Origin of the sequence: Kitasatospora sp. NPDC051170 (assembly GCF_044455705.1) — a bacterium.
Classification (GTDB): Bacteria; Actinomycetota; Actinomycetes; order Streptomycetales; family Streptomycetaceae; genus Kitasatospora.
Genome location: NZ_JBITFA010000004.1, coordinates 233,473 through 249,399, shown reverse-complemented (window position 1 = coordinate 249,399; position 15,927 = coordinate 233,473). Strand labels below are relative to the sequence as shown.

The following is a 15,927-nucleotide window of genomic DNA, read 5'->3' as shown; positions in this document are numbered from 1 at the left end:
TGTGCTCATGCCCCTGCGGTCACGCCTTCGCCGACAGCAGCTCCGCGAGCAGTGCGGGCTCGATGTTGCCGCCGCTGACCACGGCCGCCACCGTCTGCCCGCCGGTCTCGGCGGCCCGGTGGAAGTACGCCGCCGGGGCGACCGCGCCGGAGGGCTCGGCGACCAGGCGGCCGCGGCGGGCCAGCAGGGCGACGGTGGCGCGGATCTCGTCCTCGGTGACGGTCACGACGTCGTCCACGTAGGCGGTGAGGTGCTCGAAGGGCAGCTCACCGACCGAGGGGGTGCGCAGCCCGTCCGCGATGGTGCGGTAGGTGTCGGCGACCGGCCACTCGACCCGGCGGCCGGAACGCAGGCTGGCCTGGGCGTCGGCGGCCAGTTCGGGCTCCACGCCGATCACCCGGACACCGGGACGGGTGAGCTTGAGGGCGGCCGCCGTGCCGCTGATCAGACCGCCGCCGCTGACCGGCACCAGGACGGTGTCCAGCTCGGTGGGGGCGTCCTCGGCGATCTCCAGGCCGACCGTGCCCTGGCCGGCGATGATGAACGGATCGTCGTACGGGGGCACCCAGACGTAGCCGTGGCGCTCGGCCAGTTCGCCGGGCAGTGTGTCCCGCTCGCCCGGCGAAACCAGGATCACCTCGGCGCCGAAGGAGCGGGTCCCCTCGACCTTGACGGCCGGAGAGGTGTCCGGCATCACGATCACGGCCTTGATCCCGAGCAGCTGCGCCGCGTAGGCCACCGCCTGGGCGTGGTTGCCGCTCGACTGGGCGACCACGCCCCGGGCGCGCTCCTCGGCGGTCAGCGCCGCCAGCCGGTTGTACGCGCCCCGGGTCTTGAAGGCCCCGGTCGGCTGGAGGTTCTCCGGCTTGAGCCAGAGCCGCCGCTCGCCGTCCGCCGCCCAGGGGGCGGGGACGAGCGGGGTGCGGACCACCACGCCCGCGATGCGCTGCCGGGCGGCGCGCAGTTCCTCCAGACCGACCAGGGCCATCGTCGTCACTCTCCTACCGGGGGCAGCTCACTCACGCGGTTCTCCCACTTCGTGGAGAGTACGACGGTGGTGCGGGTGCGTGCCACGCCTTTGGTGCCCGAGATCCGCTTGACCACCGACTCCAGGCCGGCCACGTCGGCCACCCGGACCTTGAGCATGTAGGAGTCGTCGCCGGCGATGAACCAGCAGTCCTCGACCTCGTTGAGGTCCTTCAGCCGGAACGCCACGTCCTCGTGGTCGGCGGCGTCCGTGAGCTGAAGGCCGATCAGGGCCGTCACGCCGAAGCCGAGCGAGGCCGGGTTGACCGTCGCCCGGTAGCCGGTGATCACACCGGCCTGCTCCAGGCGGTTGATGCGGTCCGTGACGCTCGGCCCGGAGAGGCCGACCAGTCGGCCCAGCTCGGCGTAGGACGCGCGGCCGTTCTCCCGGAGCGCCTGGATGAGCTGCCTGTCCACCGTGTCCATATACCGTCCGCGTCCTTCCGAACCTCACCAGACCCACAGATCATTATCCGGATTCAAAGGCGCTGCGCGCTGACCGACCCGGATATCGCAGAGAAGATACTCTCCCGCCCTCGCTCTCCTTACTCCCCCTCAGCCTGTGCGGCCTCGGTGTCGCCCGTTTTCCGGGCCGCCGCTCCCAACTCGCCCTCCCAGCGCAGGTACAGGGAATGCGGTACGCGGACGGCGTCCAGGACCCGTCCGGCGACGAAGTCGACCAGTTCCCGGACGGTGGAGCCGCCGGCGTAGAAACCGGGCGAGGCGGGCAGCACCACGGCGCCCTGCGCGTCCAGCTCCACCAGGTGCTTCAACGTCACCCCGTTGAGTGGTGTCTCGCGCACGCACACGACGAGTGGACGGCGCTCCTTGAGAGTGACGCTGGCCACGCGCTGGAGCAGGTCCTTGCTGAGGCCCAGGGCGATGCCGGCGACGGCGCCGGTCGTCGCGGGGACGACGAGCATGCCCTTGGCGGGGTACGAGCCGCTGGACGGCCCGGCGGCGAAGTCCCCGGCGGGCCAGTGGCGGACGTCGTCGAGGGCGGCCTCGTCGGCGCCCAGCCAGGCGGCGAGGTCGGTGCGCCAGTGGGCGTCACGGAAGGAGATGCCCGTCTCGTCGAGGATGGTGAGCCGGGCGGCGCGGCTGACGATCAGGTCCACCGCCTCCCCGGCGGCGAGCAGCGCCCGGATCACCGACGCCGCGTACGGCGTCCCCGACGCTCCCGAGACCCCGACCACCCACGGCTGACGCTTCGCTGTTCCCATGCGCCCTTTCTATCCCGGGTTCACCTGGGGGTTCGTCCCCGGCTTCACGTGAGGGTTCGTGTGAGGGTTCGCGTGGGTTCGTGCCCGGCATCGCCGACCGGGCCCGCGCGGGCGCCGGTCCTGGGAGCATGGGGGTCATGGCAGCGACTCTCGTCGACCTCACCCATCAGGTGACCACCGCGATGCCGGTCTACCCCGGCGATCCGGCCGTGGTGCTGGCACCCGCGCTCACCACCGCCACGGCCGGGGTCAACGTGCTGGCCCTGCACCTGGGTTCGCAGTCCGGGACGCACGTGGACGCGCCGTACCACGTGGACGTCACCTGGCCCACTCTGGACGGGCTTCCGCTGGAGCGGTTCACCGGACCGGCCGTGGTGGCGGACCTGCGGGGGCTGGAGCCCCGGGCGGTCGTCACCCCCGAGTCGCTGGCGCCCGCGCTGGAGCGCTGCACCGAGGGCAGCGTGCTGCTGCTGGCCACCGGCTGGGCCCGGCACTGGGGCACCGACGCGTACCTGGCCCACCCGAGCCTGAGCGCGGCCGCCGCCGAGGCGATCGTGGCCGCCGGGGTGCGCACGGTCGGGGTGGACGCGCTGAGCGTGGACCCCACGCCGGACCCGGGCCCGGAGGACCCGGCGGTGGCCGCGCTGCTCGCCGACCTGACCGACGAACACGACGAGCGCGACCGCCCCGCCGGCGAGGAGCCGACGCTGGCCGCGCACCGGGTGCTGCTGGGGGCGAGCGGCGGCGGGGTGATCGCCGAGAACCTGACCGACCTTCGGCCCCTGCTGGAGGCGCAGGAGGCCGGGCGGCCCGTGGAGGTCTCGCTGTTCCCGCTGCGGCTGGTGGCGGCGGACGGCGCCCCCGTACGGGCGGTGGCGCGCCTGGGCTGACGCTGTTTCGGTCGGATCGCGCGGGCCGTTCGCAGGCCCTGCACTTGGTCTAGACCATCCCCGGGAGCCGCCGCTAGGCTTTCCGGCCATGGCTGAGATCATCGGAGTGATCGAGCGACTCTGGCGCTACCCCGTGAAATCCACCGGCGGCGAGCGGCTCGACTCCGTCGAGGTGGACGGGCGCGGCCTGGCCGGCGACCGCCTCTACGCCGTGCGCGACGCGGCCGGCCGGCTCGGCTCCGGCAAGAGCACTCCCCGGCGGTTCCGCCGGATGGACGGCCTGCTGCGGCTGTCCTCCCGGCTCGGCCACCGCATCGACGGGCCCGAGCTGTTCGACCCGCTCGGCCGCCGGGTCGCCGACCCGACCGCCTTCCTGCGCGCCTACCTCCAGCGCCCGGATGTCGAACTCGCCCGCGAGGACGGCGTTTCGCACTTCGACGACCTGCCGGTCAGCCTGCTCACCACCGCCACCCTGGACTGGCTGCGCGAGGCCGTCCCGTTCACGGCCGTGGACGAGCGGCGGTTCCGGCCGAACATCGTGCTGCGCACCCCGCCGGGCACGCCGCCGTTCGTCGAGGACGAGTGGTTCGGCCGCGAGGCGCACGGGGAGGCGCCGGACAGTGCCCGGCTGGCGTTCGTCCGCTCCAGCGAGCGCTGTGCGATGACCGCCGCGCCGCAGCCGGGGCTGCCGCACGCCCCGGAGATCCTCAAGACGATCGTGCACACCCACGACGGGCGGCTGGACGCGCTCGCCGAGGTGGCGGCGCCGGGGCGGCTGCGGCTGGGCGACCGGCTCGTCCTCGGCTGAACCTCCCGAATCTCCATAACCTCCTCAACCTCCCGAACCTCCTGAGCCTCAGCCCCGGCACACGGTTCGTCAACAACGCATTCCGGTTGACTACTTGACCTATCTGCGCCCATGCTGTCTTACTGTCGTAAGACAGGAGAACAGGAAGTGATCGAGTTCGTCCTCGACGGCCGCTCACGGGTGGCCACGTACATGCAGCTCGTGCTGCAGGTGAAGCAGGCGCTGCGGGTCGGGCTGGCCGAGCCCGGCGACCAGCTGCCGAAGGTGCGCGATGTGGCGCGGGCCTTGGTGATCAACCCCAACACCGTCCTGAAGGCTTACCGGGAACTGGAGTTGGAGGGGCTGGCCGAGGGCCGGCCGGGAGTGGGGACCTTCCTGGTCGGCACCCTGGCCGGGCCCGCGCTGGCCAACCAGGCCGAGCTGCGCGAGGACCTGGTCGTCTGGCTGCACAAGGCCGAGGCGGCCGGGCTCGCGCACGAGGACATCGCCGCGCTGATCGACACCACGATGCGGGCCACGCTCAATTGGGGGAAGACATGACGGAAATCGCCTTGCAGGCGCAAGGATTGGGGAAGCGGTACGGCAAGTCCTGGGCGCTGGAGGGCTGTTCCTTCGACCTACCGGCCGGCTGCATCGCCGCACTGGTCGGCCCGAACGGCGCCGGCAAGTCCACCCTGCTGCACCTGGCGGTCGGACTGCTGCGCCCCGACGCCGGGCAGGTGCGGGTCTTCGGGCAGGACCCCCGGGGCGGCGCCGAGGTGATGGCCGACATCGGCTTCGTCGCCCAGGACACCCCGCTGTACCGGGAGTTCAGCGGCCAGGACCTGATCACCATGGGCGGCAAGCTCAACCGGCGCTGGGAGCCCGCCACCGCGCGGGACCGGCTCGGGCGGCTCGACATCCCGCTCGACCGGCCGGTGGGCAGGCTCTCCGGAGGCCAGCGCGCCCAGGTCGCCCTGGCGCTGGCCCTCGCCAAGCAGCCCCGGCTGCTGCTCCTGGACGAGCCGGTGGCGGCGCTCGACCCGCTGGCGCGGCACGCCTTCATGCAGGAACTGATGGGCGCCGTCGCCGAGTTCGGCACCACCGTGCTGCTCTCCTCGCACCTGCTCGCCGACCTGGAACGGGTCTGCGACCACCTGATGCTGCTGAACCGCTCGCACGTCCAACTCGCGGGCTCGGCCGACGACCTGCTGGCCGAGCACTGCACGCTGGTCGGCCCCCGGGTGGGCCCCGGGCCGGTGCCGGGCGTGGCGTCGGTGATCCAGGCCGGGCACACCGACCGGCAGTCCACGCTGCTGGTGCGCACCGACGGCCCGGTGGACGAGAACGTCTGGTCCGTCCACCCGATCACCCTCGAAGACCTCGTCCTCGCCTACCTGGGCGCGGGCGACACCCGCAGCCCGCTCTCCGCGGAGGTGACCGCATGACCTGGCTGATCTGGCGCCAGCACCGCAAGCAGTTGCTCTGGATGCTCGTCACCCTGGCCGCGCTGGCCGCGGTGATGGCGCCCACCGGTCTCGCGATGCGGGGCACCTTCCACGACCTCGGGCTCGCCGACTGCCTCGGCAAGCTCGGCCACGCCACCATGACGCAGGACAGCGGCAGCTGCGAACGGCTCGCCCAGCGCTTCGACAACAAGTACGGCGGGCTGCTCTACGCGGCCATCCTGCTCCTGCTGCTGCCCGTGCTGGTCGGCCTCTTCCTCGGCGCGCCGATGGTCGCCCGCGAGGTGGAGAACGGCACGCACCGGATGGTGTGGACCCAGGGGATCAGCCGGCGGCAGTGGGCACTCTCCAAGTTCGCCCTGGTGGGCGGCGTTTCGGTCCTGCTGGCGGTGGTCTACGCACTCGGCGTGGCCTGGTGGATCGAGCCTCTGGCGACCGCCGGACCGGGGCGGTTCGGCTACATGCTCTTCGACGTGCAGGGTGTCACGCCGGTCGCCTACACGCTGTTCGCGGTGGCTCTGGGCGTGTACGTGGGCACGGCGACCCGCAGGGTGCTGCCGGCCATGGGCATCTCACTGGCCGCGTTCGCCGTGGTGCGCGTCCTGGTCGAGACCGTGGTGCGGCCGAACCTCCTGCCGGCGAAGACGGTGACGTACGCGGCGGACAGCGGGCTGCTCCCCAACCGGCTGTCCGGGGACTGGGTGTTCAGCCAGTCCGTGCACGACGGCACCGGGGAGACGGTGATCAGCGACGGGGTCATGGGCTGCCCGCCACCCGGGAGCCCCGGCGCCGCCGACTGCGGGAAGAACATGGCCGGGCGGGGCATGGGCGTCGGGCCGTACACCAATGTGATGGAGTACCAGCCCGCCGACCGGTTCTGGACCTTCCAGGCGATCGAGTCGGGGATCTTCCTGACCCTGACGGCGCTGCTGGTGATGCTCGCGGTGCGGCAGATCCGGCGGATCTCGTAGGGCGTCCGGGAAACCCGCTTGCGGCTCTCACCTCGGCCGATGGAATCATCATGCGATGAGCACCATCATCAGAGAGATCAGGGCCGGGGACTGGGAGCAGGTCCGGCGGATGCGGCTGGACGCGCTCCTCGACCCGGCCGCCGCCGTCGCCTTCCTTGAGACCCACGAGCAGGCCGCCGCCAAGCCCGACGAGTTCTGGCGGACCCGCGCCGCCAACGCCTCCGAGGGCGCCGCCTCCGCCCGGCAGTTCGTCGCCGAGACCGAGGACGGGCGCTGGCTCGGCACCATCACGGCGATCGTCGAGCTGCCCGGCGGGGACGGCGCCATCGAGGGCGACGTGATCGAGGCCCCGCAGATCCACCTCGTCGGGGTCTACGTCCGGCCCGAGGCGCGGGGCGCCGGGCTGCTCCAGGAACTCGTGGGGGCGGCCTCGGCCTGGGCCTGGTCGCTGAGCGAGCCGGAGATCGGGCGGGTGCGGCTGTTCGTCCACGAGGACAACACCCGCGCCGAGGCCGCGTACGTCAAGGCGGGCTTCGCGGTGACCGGCCTGCGGCTGCCGGTGCCCGGGGACGCGACGCGGCAGGAGGTCGAGATGGAGGTGCTGCGGGGCTGAGACCCCGCCGCCGGGTGCCGGGGGCCGCCTGCGGGCGGCCCCTCGGCACGCCCTCGGGGGCTCAGCCCCTGACCAGGCAGAACGGGTGGCCGGCGAGGTCCGCGAAGACCCGCCAGCCGCCGGCGTCGTGCAGGCGGACGGCGCCGAGGGCGAGCACCCGGCGCTCGGCCTCGTCGAGGTCGGCCACGTCCACGTCCAGGTGAGCCTGCTGCGGGTGCTCGGCGCAGGCCCACCGCGGGGGCCGGTGGTCGGCGACGCGCTGGAAGCAGAGCACCTCGCCGTCGTCCAGGTGCAGCGTGGACCAGGACTCGCCGAGCGACCAGCGGCCGTCCGGGCGGTCCACCTCGCCGCCGAGCAGGGCGGCGTAGAAGCGGGCGAGCGCGGCGGGCTCGGAACAGTCGATCACCAGGCACTGCAGCTTGCCGATCACGGCTCTCCTCGCGGGGGTGGGGCGTGGCGTGGCGACTGGGAAGTCTGACACCACGGGCGGGTCCGCGCACCGGCTTATCCGCGCACCGGCTTCTCCGCGAGCCCGCGCGGCGTGACTATGATCCGACGATCATGGTGGATGACAGGTTCTGGCAGCGGCTGGACGACGTACGGCGCGAGCGCGGATTCCTCACGCCCGCCGAGACGATGGCGCTCGTCCGGCACGAGGTCTCCGTGCTCGACCCGTTCTCGGTGCTGGTGTCGCGCCGGGCGCGCCTCGGCCCGGACACCGTGCTGTACCCGGGCGCGACGATCGAGTGCGACGAGCGCAGCCGGTGCGAACTCGGGCCCGGGGTCGTCCTGTACGGCGGCGCCCGCCTCGTCGCGGGCGACGGCGGGCGGATCGTCGTCGGCCGCGGCGCGCTGATCGGTGAGGGCGGCGCCCGGATCAGGGCCGACGGCCCCGACCGGGTCTACGTCGGCGACCGCGCCAGGATCTCCAACGGCGCGGAGCTGAGCGGCGACTGCCGCGTCGGCGACGGCGCGCAGGTGCTCGGCCCGATCTCCGTCCGCGACGTCGAACTGGCCGCGGGCGGCCCCCACACCCACCCCGACCCCGACGGGCGCGGGGGCGTGCTGAAGGGCTACGGACGGGCGCACGGGCTGCGCGTCGGGCGGGGCGAAGTCCTCAACGGCGCCGGGGACTTCCACGCCGCGCCGGTCGAACGCCAGCGCGCCTACCACCCGGACGCGCCCCGGCTGCCCTGAGGACGCGTCACCGCGGCGCGCTGCGGTACCTGCCGGGGGCCACGCCGTGCTGGCGCTTGAAGGCGTGGGAGAAGGCGAACTCGGAGGCGTAGCCCACCCGGGAGGCCAGGGCGCCCAGCGGGAGTTCGGATTCGCGCAGCAGCCGGGCGGCCAGGGCCATGCGCCACCAGGTGACGTACGCGAGCGGCGTCCGGCCGACGGTGGCGGTGAAGCGGCGGGCGAAGGCGGCGCGGGACAGGCGGGCCTCGGCGGCGAGGGCCTCGACCGTCCAGGCGCGGCCGGGTTCGGCGTGGACGGCCTGGAGGGCACGGGCGAGCGCGGGGTCGGCGAGGGCGGAGGCCCAGCCCTCGCCCGTGCCGTCGCCGTGGCCCTGCTGCGACCAGGCGCGCAGGATGAACAGCAGCAGCATGTCGAGCAGCGCCGGGACGACGGCCGCCGCGCCCGGGCGGGGCTGCTCCAGTTCGCCGGCGAGGATCCCGACGGCCGCCCGCAGTTCCGGGTGCCGCCCGCCGGCGGCCGGCAGGTGCAGCACGTCCGGGACGTCGGCCAGCAGTGGGTGGGCGTGCAGCGGGTCGAGCTGGTAGGCGCCGCAGAGGGTGACGGTGTCCGAGGCGAGCTCCGGCCGCATCGGCTCGACCGGCTCCTCGCAGCGCGGTTCGGCGACCGGTGTGCCGGGGTCGTCGGCGAGGGAGTGCCCGGTGCCGCGCGGGAGGAACAGCACGTCGCCGGTGGCGAGTTGGAGCGGCTCGCCACCGTCCGGGAGCAGCCAGCAGCGGCCGCGCAGGATCACCTGGAAGCCCGCGCCCGGGGCCCCCGGGAAGCGCTGACCCCACGGCGCCCGCCAGGCGACCCGGGCCGAGCGCGGCTCGCCCGTCCGCAGGGTCGCGATCACGTCGCTCAGCACGTCCACGCCCGCGTTCCTGCCCGTGGTCCTGCCCGTGGTGTTCCCGTCCATGTGCCCGTCCACCTGACCGACCGTAGACGATCGCGCAGGAACGCGAGATCCACGCGCATGGGCCGCCCGGTGGCGCCCGCCTACGGTCGAGGCATGGCGACGAAGCGAAGTGACGACGTGTCGACGGTCCTGGTGACGGGCGCCTCCGGGGTGGTCGGGAGCCGGGTGGTGGAGCAGCTGGCGGCCGCCGGGGTCCGGGTGCGGGCCCTGACCAGGGACGGCGAGCGGGCCCGGCGGGCGGGGTTCGTCCAGGGGGACCTGCGGCGCCCGGAGACCCTGCGGGAGGCGGCGCGCGGGGCCGACGCGGCCTTCCTGGTGTGGCCGCTGCCGATCGAGGGCGCGCGGGAGGCCGTGGAGGCGCTGGCGGCGGAGGTGGGGCGGGTGGTGTTCCTGTCCTCGGCGGCCGTGCGGGACGTCCCCGGGGTGGGTCCGCAGTCCCCCGGGCGCCCGGACGGGGAGGTGGAGGCGCTGCTGGAGCGCAGCGGGGTGGCGTACACCGCGCTGCGGCCGCACGGCTTCGCGGCGAACGCGCTGCGCTGGGCGGAGGAGATCCGTTCCGGCGGCGTCGTACGGGGCTTCGGCGGGGAGGCCGCACTGTGCCCGGTGGACGAGCGGGACATCGCGGCGGTGGCCGTCCGCGCACTGACCGGGGACGGCCACGACGGCGCCCGGCACTACCTCACCGGGCCGGAGGCGCTCACCCAGGCCGAGCAGCTCCGGATCGTCGCCGAGGCGACGGGGCTGCCCGCGCGCTGGGAGGAGATCCCGCGCGGCGCGGCCCGGGAGCGGATGCTGGCGAGCGGCTGGCCGCCCGGGATCGCCGACGGCGCCCTGGACTTCCTCGGGGCGCGGATCGGCGATCCGGAGGCCGTCAGCGAGGCCGTCCCGGCCGTCACCGGCCGCCCGGCGCTCACCTTCCGCGACTGGGCGCGGGAGAACGCCGACCGGTTCTAGAGCTTCCCGGGGAGCGGTTCGAGGATCAACTCGGCCGCGCGGGTGAGGACTTCGGCGCGGGTGAAGCCCTCGTGGTCGGCGGGCAGGGAGTGGTGGCCGATGGCGAGGCAGTAGAGGAGCAGGCAGCGGGCCTCGACCTCGGCGGGGTCGGGGCAGTGGGCGGCGAGGATCCCGCGCAGGACGGAGAAGCGGCGGTTGTCGACGCGGCGCAGCCGTTCGGCGACCGCCGCGTCGCGGCGGGCCCAGTTGCGGACGGCGAGGTCGAGCGGGAGCAGGCGGTCGCCGGAGAAGGTGAGTTCGCGGGCGCGCAGGACCTTGGCCCTGGGGTCGGGGCCCTCGCGTTCGATCCGGTCGAGGACTTCGTCGATGGCCTCGCGCTCCCAGGCGTCGAGCAGGGCGGCGAGCAGGGCGTCGCGGTCGGCGAAGTGCCCGTAGAAGCCGCCCTTGGTGACGCCGAGGCGCTTGGCGAGCACTTCGACGCGGACGGCGTCGGGGCCGGATTCGGCGAGGACGGCCAGGCCCTCCTCCACCCACCGGTCACGGGGTGTGCGCGCTGCGCCCACGGTGTGCTCCACCTCACTCGCCGGCCCGATATACGGAGCCGTATAAACCGGTCTAGCCTCGGTTGTACGCAAGCGTATAACGAGCCGGAAGGGCGATGACGGCCATGAAGCTCCCCTCCACCGCGCACACGCGACAGCCGTGGCGCATCCACGAGTTCACCCGGGACTTCCGACTGGAGGACGTGTGGTCCTTCCGCACCCCGGGCGCCGGGCCGGAGGACTTCCCCGAGATGCTCGCCGCCATGCTCCAGGGAGGTTTCGCCCCGAGGAACCTGCCGACCCGCTTCCTGTTCGCGGTGCGATGGCGGCTCGGCCGACTGCTCGGCTGGGACCGCGACGGCGAGGGCCTGAGCACCCGCGTCCGCCCACTGCGCGAGCGCCTACCCGCCGAACTCGCCGGGACCGCCGTCGAGCTGCCCGCCGGCAGCCCGTTCACCTCGATGTACGAGCTGCCGGACGAGGCGGCCCGGGAGATCGCCAACGGGACCGTCCACGCCGTCATGCACCTCGGGTGGGCGCAGGGGGCGAACGGGGAGTACGAGCTGCGGATGGCCGTGCTGGTCAAGCCCAACGGCCCGTTCGGGCGCTTCTACATGGCCTTCATCGCGCCGTTCCGGCACCTGGTCGTCTACCCCGCGCTGACCCGGGCCTGGGAGCGCGCCTGGCGCGAGCGCGACGCGGGGCTCAGCCCGCGTCGATGAGCCGCTGGACGCCGTCCAGGATGCACCCGAGGCCGAACTCCAGCGGATCGACCGGGTCCGGCCCGAAGGCGCCGTCCGCGACGGCCCGGGTGAAGCTCGGGAAGCGCTCGGCGTGGCGCTCGAGCACCTCGCCGGCGAGGCGGCCCCACTCGCGGCTGTGCTCCTCGTCGAAGTCGATCCGCTGTTGGGCGATCGTCCGGACGAGCCCGGCGACCAGCAGGAAGACCCGGTGCCGCTCGACCGCACTCAGGCCCGTGGGCTCCAGCGCGGCGAGCGCGGCCTCCAGCCAGGCGATCTGGTGGGGGCCCATGAGCTGGCGGCGCATCGCCGTCGCCGTCAGCAGCCAGGGGTGGGCGCGGTTGACATCCTCGGAGGCGCGGGCCCAGGCGGTGATCCGCTCCCGCCAGCCCTCGCCGGCCGCCGCCAGGTCGGGCACGTCGGCGAGCACGTCCTCGACCATCAGCTCGACGAGCTCGGCCTTGCCCGGTACGTAGCGGTAGAGCGCCATCGCGGACACCCCGAGCTCCGCGCCCACCTTGCTCATCGAGACCGTCTCCAGCCCCTCGGCGTCGGCGATCGCCACCGCGCGCGCGGCGATCCCCTGCGGGGTGAGGCTCGGCTTGGGGCCCCGGGTCGGCCGGTCCTGCTCGCCCCACAGCAGCGCGATGCCCGCGCGCAGGTCTCGCGGCTTCTCCTTGGCCATCTCCGGCTCCCCTTGCCTCTCGTCCCTCGGGGCGCCCGTTGACGCACCCCGAAACTGCGTATACCTTAAACACATCGGAACTGCTGATGCACTAAACAGTTTGGGGGATACACCATGCTCGCCACCCTCTCCACCCTCTCCACTCTCACCGCCGTCACCGCCGTCACCGCCGCCGCCCTCGCCACGCCCGTCGCGGGCCTGCTCGGCTACCGGCAGCTCAAGCGCACCCGCCTCGCCGCGCAGCTGCGCATCAGCACGCCGAACGGGATCGACGAGTCGGGCTTCGTCCGGATCAACGGCATCGACACCTGGGTCTCCGTCCGCGGCGAGGACCTGAGCAACCCGGTGATCCTGGAGATCCACGGCGGGCCCGGCGCCTCCAACCTGATCCACCTCCCCCGCACGCGCAGCTGGGAGCGGCACTTCACGATCGTCCGCTGGGACATGCGCGGCGCCGGGTTCACCTTCGCCAACGCCCCCGAAGGCCAGGGCGAGTTGACCCTCGACCAGCTCCAGCGCGACGCCCTGGAGGTCACCCGCCACGTCCGCGAGCGCCTCGGCGTCGACCGGCTGGTGCTCGTCGCCAACTCCTTCGGCAGCGTCCTCGGCCTGCGGCTCGCCCGCAGCCACCCCGAGCTGTACAGCGCCTACGTCGGCACCGACCAGAACGTCATCGCCGGCGGCCGGGAGCGCACGGCGTACGACGCGCTGGTGCGGCGGCTGCGGGCGGCGGGGAAGGGGAAGAGGAAGCAGCTGGCCACCGTCCTGGCGGCGGGCGCACGCCCGGACGGCCCGACCCTCGAGCAGACGGACGAGCTCAACAAGCTGATACTGACCACGGACCCGCTCTCGTACGACACCATGAAGACCGTCGTCGTGCGCTCGCTCTGGTTCTCGCCCCTGCACACGCTGCGCGGGCTGCGGTCGTCCATGAAGGCCATGCACTTCTCGCTCGGGCTGCAGCTCCAGGCCCGGAGCGTCGACGAGTGGGCCGAGGGGACGGAGTTCCGGATCCCGTTCTTCGTCTTCCAGGGCGACGGCGACGTGCTCACCCCGCCCGAGTCCGCGCGCCGCTTCTTCGACGACGTGAGCGCGCCGGTCAAGGAGTTCGCCCTGATCCGCGACGCCAGCCACTTCGCGAGCTTCCGGCACCCGGAGCAGTTCCTCGACCTGATGCTCGCCCTGGTCCGCCCGGCCATCGCCTCGCCGGTCGTGTGCTGAGCGCCGTGCCGCTGTGGGGCCGTGCCGCTGTGTGGCGTACACAGGAAGTCGGTGTCGCCGACTTCCTGTGCACGCGGCTGTCCGGCTCTACAGCTGCATGAGGCCCGCGGCGGTCTGGCGGAAGCCGCAGCGGGCGTAGAAGGACTCCAGGTGCGGCTCGTAGTCCACGTGGAGCCACTCGGCGCCGCGGGCCCTCGCCTCCTCGGCCGCCGCGCGCACCAGCCGGATGCCCAGGCCCCGGCGGCGCTCGTCCGGGTGGACGGTGGTGTCGAGGATGAAGGCGTGCCGGCCGCCGTCCCCCGCGACGTTGACGAAGCCGACCAGGCGGCCTCCCCTCCGGGCCGAGACCCAGGCCAGGCTGCGGGCCAGGATCGGGGCGAAGGAGGTCGGCTGGTGGCCCGGCCAGGACGCGGCGAACAGTTCGTCGAGCTCGGCGTCCGTCAGCTCGGGGCTGATCTCCAGCACCTCGTCGTCCCGCCAGGATTCACGGATCATCATGCGGGCCAGCCTGCCAGGTGCCGGAGTTCCGTGGCCGGTTCGCGCTCGTGCCCGCGCCCGCGCTCGTGCCCGCGCTCGTGGGCTTCGGGGCCTCAGTTCTCGGCGGCCTCGGCGACCAGTGCGGCGATCCGGTCGACGGCGGCGGAGGGGCCGGGGAAGAAACGGTTCTTCGTCACGGCGTAGGAGAACCCGGTCGCGGTGTCCGCGTAGGCCGCGCTGCCGCCCATGCCGGGCACGCCGAAGACGCTCGGCGTCTGCTGCGGGTCGGCGCCCGGGCGGCCGAGGTTGTAGCCGAGGGCGCGCGGGGCGGGGAAGCCGACCATCTGGTCGACGTCGGCCGTGGCCAGGGCCGTGATCTCGCGCAGGCGCTCCGGCGAGATCAGCCGCACGCCGTCGACCTCGCCCAGCAGCGCGGCGTACATCCTGGCCACCGCGCGGGCGGACATCGTGCCGCCCGAGGGGATGTCCGAGGTGAGTACCAGGGGGTCGTTGCCGTAGGCGGCGCTGGGGGTGACGGCGGGCGGGGTGGCCTTGAACAGCGGCAGGTCGGCGGGCATCGCCGCGAGCATCCCGGCGGAGCCGGGCGCGTCCTCCAGCCGGGCGAGGCGGCCGAGTTCGGCCTCCGGGACGCCGAAGTACAGCTCGTCGGCGATGCCCAGCGGGGCCGCGACCTCCTCCTCCAGCACCTGCGAGATCGGCTTGCCGACGGCCCGGCGGACGATCTCGCCCATGACGAAGCCCCAGGTCACCGCGTGGTAGCCCGTCCTGGTGCCGGGCTCCCACCAGGGCTCGGTGCCGGCGATCAGGGCGCACATGCCGTCCCAGTCGGCGAGGTCCTTCACCGTGAGACCGGAGGGCACCGCCGGGACGCCGAGGGAGTGGGTGAGCGCGTGACGGATCGTCGCCCCGCCCTTGCCGTGGGCACCGAACTCGGGCCAGAGCTCGGCGATCGGCGTGTCGTAGTCGAGGGCGCCGCGCTCCGCGAGGACGTGCACCACCGTCGCCGTCACGCCCTTGCCCGTGGAGGCGCTGAAGAACGGGACGTCCGGGGTGACGGGACGGCCGCCCTCCGGGTCGGCGGCGCCCGCGACCGCGTCCGCGACCAGCTCACCGTGCCGGTACACCGCGACCTGGACGCCCAGCTCGGCGCCGGACTCCACCAGTTGGTCGATGGTCCGCTGGACGAGCTCCTGCATGGCGATCATGTCCTCTCCGCTCTCCGCTGCGGCGCCCGCCGGTACCCCGGGAGCGCCCTTCACGAGGAGGACGGAGCCGCCGACGGGATCTCGACATCGCCGGCGGGAGGAGATTCCGGGCCCCAGGGAGCCGGGCCCCAGGAGGCCGGACCACAGGAGGCCGGGCTTCAGGAAGCCGGGCCTCAGGAAGCCGGGCCGAGCAGGGCGTCCAGGTAGCGGGTCACCTCCTCGTGCAGTTCGACGGCGGTCTGCGGGTGGCCGTGGCCGCTGCCGACCACCGCGTTGAACACCACGCCGTCGCACCAGCGGACCAGGCGGCGGGCGTCCTCCTCGGGCTCGGGCGAGCCGCAGCGGGTGAGGAGGAAGGTCGCGAGGTCGAGGAAGCGCGCGCCCAGCCGGTCGTAGACCTCCCGCAGTTCGGGCCGGCGGGCGGCCTCCAGGGCGAGTTCGATGCGCGCGACGGCGAGGGCGCGGCCGTCGTTCATGGCCTGGTGCAGGCCGTCGGCCACGCCCTGGGTGAGCAGGTCGCGGGGCGAGCCCTCGACCATGGTCGGCACGCCGAAGCCGACGGACTCCAGCTCGGCGATCCGGGTCAGGGCGAGTTCGAGCAGCGCGACCCTGGTCCGGGCGCGGTTGGACGTCGAACCGGCGGGCAGGCCGACCGACTCGTCCACGGCGCGGTGGGTGAGCCCGCGCAGGCCGCGTTCGGCGATCAGGGCGATGGCTGCGTCGGCGATCAGGGTCGGACGCGGGGTCTGGCGCGGGGCCTTGAGCGGCGCCTTGAGCGACGGTGTCATGCGTCCGATCATGGCCGGTCCGCCGGGCCGAACCCAACTCGCTTCCCGGGCCGGGGGGGGGGGGGGGCGGGGCGGCCCCCGGGGGGGGGGGGCCGCCGCCCGCCCCCGGCCCAGAAACTGGGGGTGGACCGAGGTCCGGCCCCGCCCGACACCCCGGAACATAGTG

Annotated in this window: 20 protein-coding genes; 10 read left to right on the top strand and 10 right to left on the bottom strand. The window is 73.8% G+C overall.

Going from position 1 to position 15,927, the window contains the following annotated elements:
* Positions 1-19: 19 nt before the first annotated feature.
* The 3 genes from ACIBCA_RS11285 to ACIBCA_RS11275 form a co-directional block, all read right to left on the bottom strand.
* Positions 20-988: a threonine/serine dehydratase gene (locus ACIBCA_RS11285; protein WP_396282623.1), complete on the bottom strand. Its 969-nt coding sequence runs from the start codon at positions 986-988 to the stop codon at positions 20-22.
* A 5-nt stretch (positions 989-993) separates the two neighbouring features.
* On the bottom strand, positions 994-1,452 hold the full coding sequence (locus tag ACIBCA_RS11280) for an Lrp/AsnC family transcriptional regulator (RefSeq protein WP_030055719.1): 459 nt from the start codon (positions 1,450-1,452) through the stop codon (positions 994-996).
* Between the two features lie 119 nt (positions 1,453-1,571).
* On the bottom strand, positions 1,572-2,249 hold the full coding sequence (locus ACIBCA_RS11275; protein WP_396282622.1) for a UbiX family flavin prenyltransferase: 678 nt from the start codon (positions 2,247-2,249) through the stop codon (positions 1,572-1,574).
* Positions 2,250-2,386: 137 nt separating this feature from the next.
* On the opposite strand from ACIBCA_RS11275, the gene ACIBCA_RS11270 reads away from it, so the two are divergent.
* The 6 genes from ACIBCA_RS11270 (at position 2,387) to ACIBCA_RS11245 (ending at position 6,976) form a co-directional block, all read left to right on the top strand.
* Complete coding sequence (locus ACIBCA_RS11270; RefSeq protein ID WP_396282621.1) at positions 2,387-3,139, top strand: cyclase family protein; 753 nt, start codon at positions 2,387-2,389, stop codon at positions 3,137-3,139.
* 88 nt (positions 3,140-3,227) lie between these two features.
* Positions 3,228-3,947: an MOSC domain-containing protein gene (locus tag ACIBCA_RS11265; protein ID WP_396282620.1), complete on the top strand. Its 720-nt coding sequence runs from the start codon at positions 3,228-3,230 to the stop codon at positions 3,945-3,947.
* 147 nt (positions 3,948-4,094) lie between these two features.
* Positions 4,095-4,487, top strand: a complete 393-nt coding sequence (locus ACIBCA_RS11260; RefSeq protein ID WP_396282619.1) for a GntR family transcriptional regulator — start codon at positions 4,095-4,097, stop codon at positions 4,485-4,487.
* Positions 4,484-5,374 (top strand): ABC transporter ATP-binding protein, encoded by an 891-nt coding sequence (locus ACIBCA_RS11255; protein WP_396282618.1) that lies wholly within the window; start codon positions 4,484-4,486, stop codon positions 5,372-5,374. The genes ACIBCA_RS11260 and ACIBCA_RS11255 overlap by 4 nt, the downstream gene beginning before the upstream one ends.
* Positions 5,371-6,363, top strand: a complete 993-nt coding sequence (locus ACIBCA_RS11250; protein ID WP_396282617.1) for an ABC transporter permease — start codon at positions 5,371-5,373, stop codon at positions 6,361-6,363. The genes ACIBCA_RS11255 and ACIBCA_RS11250 overlap by 4 nt, the downstream gene beginning before the upstream one ends.
* Positions 6,364-6,418: 55 nt before the next feature.
* On the top strand, positions 6,419-6,976 hold the full coding sequence (locus ACIBCA_RS11245; RefSeq protein ID WP_396282616.1) for a GNAT family N-acetyltransferase: 558 nt from the start codon (positions 6,419-6,421) through the stop codon (positions 6,974-6,976).
* 61 nt (positions 6,977-7,037) lie between these two features.
* Here ACIBCA_RS11245 and ACIBCA_RS11240 read toward each other — a convergent pair whose 3' ends face one another.
* On the bottom strand, positions 7,038-7,406 hold the full coding sequence (locus tag ACIBCA_RS11240; RefSeq protein ID WP_396282615.1) for a VOC family protein: 369 nt from the start codon (positions 7,404-7,406) through the stop codon (positions 7,038-7,040).
* Between the two features lie 131 nt (positions 7,407-7,537).
* Between ACIBCA_RS11240 and ACIBCA_RS11235 the strand changes: the two genes are divergently transcribed.
* A complete protein-coding gene (locus tag ACIBCA_RS11235; RefSeq protein ID WP_396282614.1) occupies positions 7,538-8,173 on the top strand; it encodes a hypothetical protein in 636 nt (211 codons plus the stop codon).
* 7 nt (positions 8,174-8,180) lie between these two features.
* On the opposite strand, the gene ACIBCA_RS11230 is transcribed toward ACIBCA_RS11235, so the two are convergent.
* Complete coding sequence (locus ACIBCA_RS11230; protein ID WP_396282935.1) at positions 8,181-9,083, bottom strand: AraC family transcriptional regulator; 903 nt, start codon at positions 9,081-9,083, stop codon at positions 8,181-8,183.
* 138 nt (positions 9,084-9,221) lie between these two features.
* Between ACIBCA_RS11230 and ACIBCA_RS11225 the strand changes: the two genes are divergently transcribed.
* A complete protein-coding gene (locus ACIBCA_RS11225) occupies positions 9,222-10,082 on the top strand; it encodes an NAD(P)H-binding protein (protein ID WP_396282613.1) in 861 nt (286 codons plus the stop codon).
* Here the strand turns inward: ACIBCA_RS11225 and ACIBCA_RS11220 are convergent.
* Positions 10,079-10,645: a TetR/AcrR family transcriptional regulator gene (locus ACIBCA_RS11220; protein WP_396282612.1), complete on the bottom strand. Its 567-nt coding sequence runs from the start codon at positions 10,643-10,645 to the stop codon at positions 10,079-10,081. The genes ACIBCA_RS11225 and ACIBCA_RS11220 overlap by 4 nt on opposite strands.
* Before the next feature lie 104 nt (positions 10,646-10,749).
* Between ACIBCA_RS11220 and ACIBCA_RS11215 the strand changes: the two genes are divergently transcribed.
* Positions 10,750-11,346, top strand: coding sequence for a DUF2867 domain-containing protein (locus tag ACIBCA_RS11215; protein ID WP_396282934.1), 597 nt, complete (start codon positions 10,750-10,752; stop codon positions 11,344-11,346).
* On the opposite strand, the gene ACIBCA_RS11210 is transcribed toward ACIBCA_RS11215, so the two are convergent.
* Positions 11,330-12,049: a TetR/AcrR family transcriptional regulator gene (locus ACIBCA_RS11210; protein WP_396282611.1), complete on the bottom strand. Its 720-nt coding sequence runs from the start codon at positions 12,047-12,049 to the stop codon at positions 11,330-11,332. The two genes, ACIBCA_RS11215 and ACIBCA_RS11210, sit on opposite strands and share 17 nt — an antisense overlap.
* Before the next feature lie 114 nt (positions 12,050-12,163).
* On the opposite strand from ACIBCA_RS11210, the gene ACIBCA_RS11205 reads away from it, so the two are divergent.
* Positions 12,164-13,270 (top strand): alpha/beta fold hydrolase, encoded by a 1,107-nt coding sequence (locus ACIBCA_RS11205; RefSeq protein WP_396282610.1) that lies wholly within the window; start codon positions 12,164-12,166, stop codon positions 13,268-13,270.
* 87 nt (positions 13,271-13,357) lie between these two features.
* Here ACIBCA_RS11205 and ACIBCA_RS11200 read toward each other — a convergent pair whose 3' ends face one another.
* The 3 genes from ACIBCA_RS11200 to ACIBCA_RS11190 all read right to left on the bottom strand — a co-directional run bounded on the left by ACIBCA_RS11200 (position 13,358) and on the right by ACIBCA_RS11190 (position 15,761).
* Positions 13,358-13,768: a GNAT family N-acetyltransferase gene (locus ACIBCA_RS11200; RefSeq protein WP_396282609.1), complete on the bottom strand. Its 411-nt coding sequence runs from the start codon at positions 13,766-13,768 to the stop codon at positions 13,358-13,360.
* A 92-nt stretch (positions 13,769-13,860) separates the two neighbouring features.
* Complete coding sequence (locus tag ACIBCA_RS11195) at positions 13,861-14,973, bottom strand: serine hydrolase domain-containing protein (RefSeq protein ID WP_396282608.1); 1,113 nt, start codon at positions 14,971-14,973, stop codon at positions 13,861-13,863.
* 173 nt (positions 14,974-15,146) lie between these two features.
* Complete coding sequence (locus ACIBCA_RS11190) at positions 15,147-15,761, bottom strand: TetR/AcrR family transcriptional regulator (RefSeq protein ID WP_396282607.1); 615 nt, start codon at positions 15,759-15,761, stop codon at positions 15,147-15,149.
* Between the last annotated feature and the right edge of the window lie 166 nt (positions 15,762-15,927).

What these genes read in the sequence shown, in the direction of transcription:
- ACIBCA_RS11275 (WP_396282622.1), bottom strand. Translation starts at nt 2,249, where the DNA reads ATGGGAACAGCGAAGCGTCAGCCGTGGGTGGTCGGGGTCTCGGGAGCG.
- ACIBCA_RS11215 (WP_396282934.1), top strand. Translation starts at nt 10,750, where the DNA reads ATGAAGCTCCCCTCCACCGCGCACACGCGACAGCCGTGGCGCATCCAC.
- ACIBCA_RS11250 (WP_396282617.1), top strand. Translation starts at nt 5,371, where the DNA reads ATGACCTGGCTGATCTGGCGCCAGCACCGCAAGCAGTTGCTCTGGATG.
- ACIBCA_RS11270 (WP_396282621.1), top strand. Translation starts at nt 2,387, where the DNA reads ATGGCAGCGACTCTCGTCGACCTCACCCATCAGGTGACCACCGCGATG.
- ACIBCA_RS11200 (WP_396282609.1), bottom strand. Translation starts at nt 13,768, where the DNA reads ATGATGATCCGTGAATCCTGGCGGGACGACGAGGTGCTGGAGATCAGC.
- ACIBCA_RS11225 (WP_396282613.1), top strand. Translation starts at nt 9,222, where the DNA reads ATGGCGACGAAGCGAAGTGACGACGTGTCGACGGTCCTGGTGACGGGC.
- ACIBCA_RS11195 (WP_396282608.1), bottom strand. Translation starts at nt 14,973, where the DNA reads ATGATCGCCATGCAGGAGCTCGTCCAGCGGACCATCGACCAACTGGTG.
- ACIBCA_RS11255 (WP_396282618.1), top strand. Translation starts at nt 4,484, where the DNA reads ATGACGGAAATCGCCTTGCAGGCGCAAGGATTGGGGAAGCGGTACGGC.
- ACIBCA_RS11190 (WP_396282607.1), bottom strand. Translation starts at nt 15,761, where the DNA reads ATGACACCGTCGCTCAAGGCGCCGCTCAAGGCCCCGCGCCAGACCCCG.
- ACIBCA_RS11205 (WP_396282610.1), top strand. Translation starts at nt 12,164, where the DNA reads ATGCTCGCCACCCTCTCCACCCTCTCCACTCTCACCGCCGTCACCGCC.
- ACIBCA_RS11245 (WP_396282616.1), top strand. Translation starts at nt 6,419, where the DNA reads ATGAGCACCATCATCAGAGAGATCAGGGCCGGGGACTGGGAGCAGGTC.
- ACIBCA_RS11265 (WP_396282620.1), top strand. Translation starts at nt 3,228, where the DNA reads ATGGCTGAGATCATCGGAGTGATCGAGCGACTCTGGCGCTACCCCGTG.
- ACIBCA_RS11210 (WP_396282611.1), bottom strand. Translation starts at nt 12,049, where the DNA reads ATGGCCAAGGAGAAGCCGCGAGACCTGCGCGCGGGCATCGCGCTGCTG.
- ACIBCA_RS11285 (WP_396282623.1), bottom strand. Translation starts at nt 988, where the DNA reads ATGGCCCTGGTCGGTCTGGAGGAACTGCGCGCCGCCCGGCAGCGCATC.
- ACIBCA_RS11235 (WP_396282614.1), top strand. Translation starts at nt 7,538, where the DNA reads ATGGTGGATGACAGGTTCTGGCAGCGGCTGGACGACGTACGGCGCGAG.
- ACIBCA_RS11280 (WP_030055719.1), bottom strand. Translation starts at nt 1,452, where the DNA reads ATGGACACGGTGGACAGGCAGCTCATCCAGGCGCTCCGGGAGAACGGC.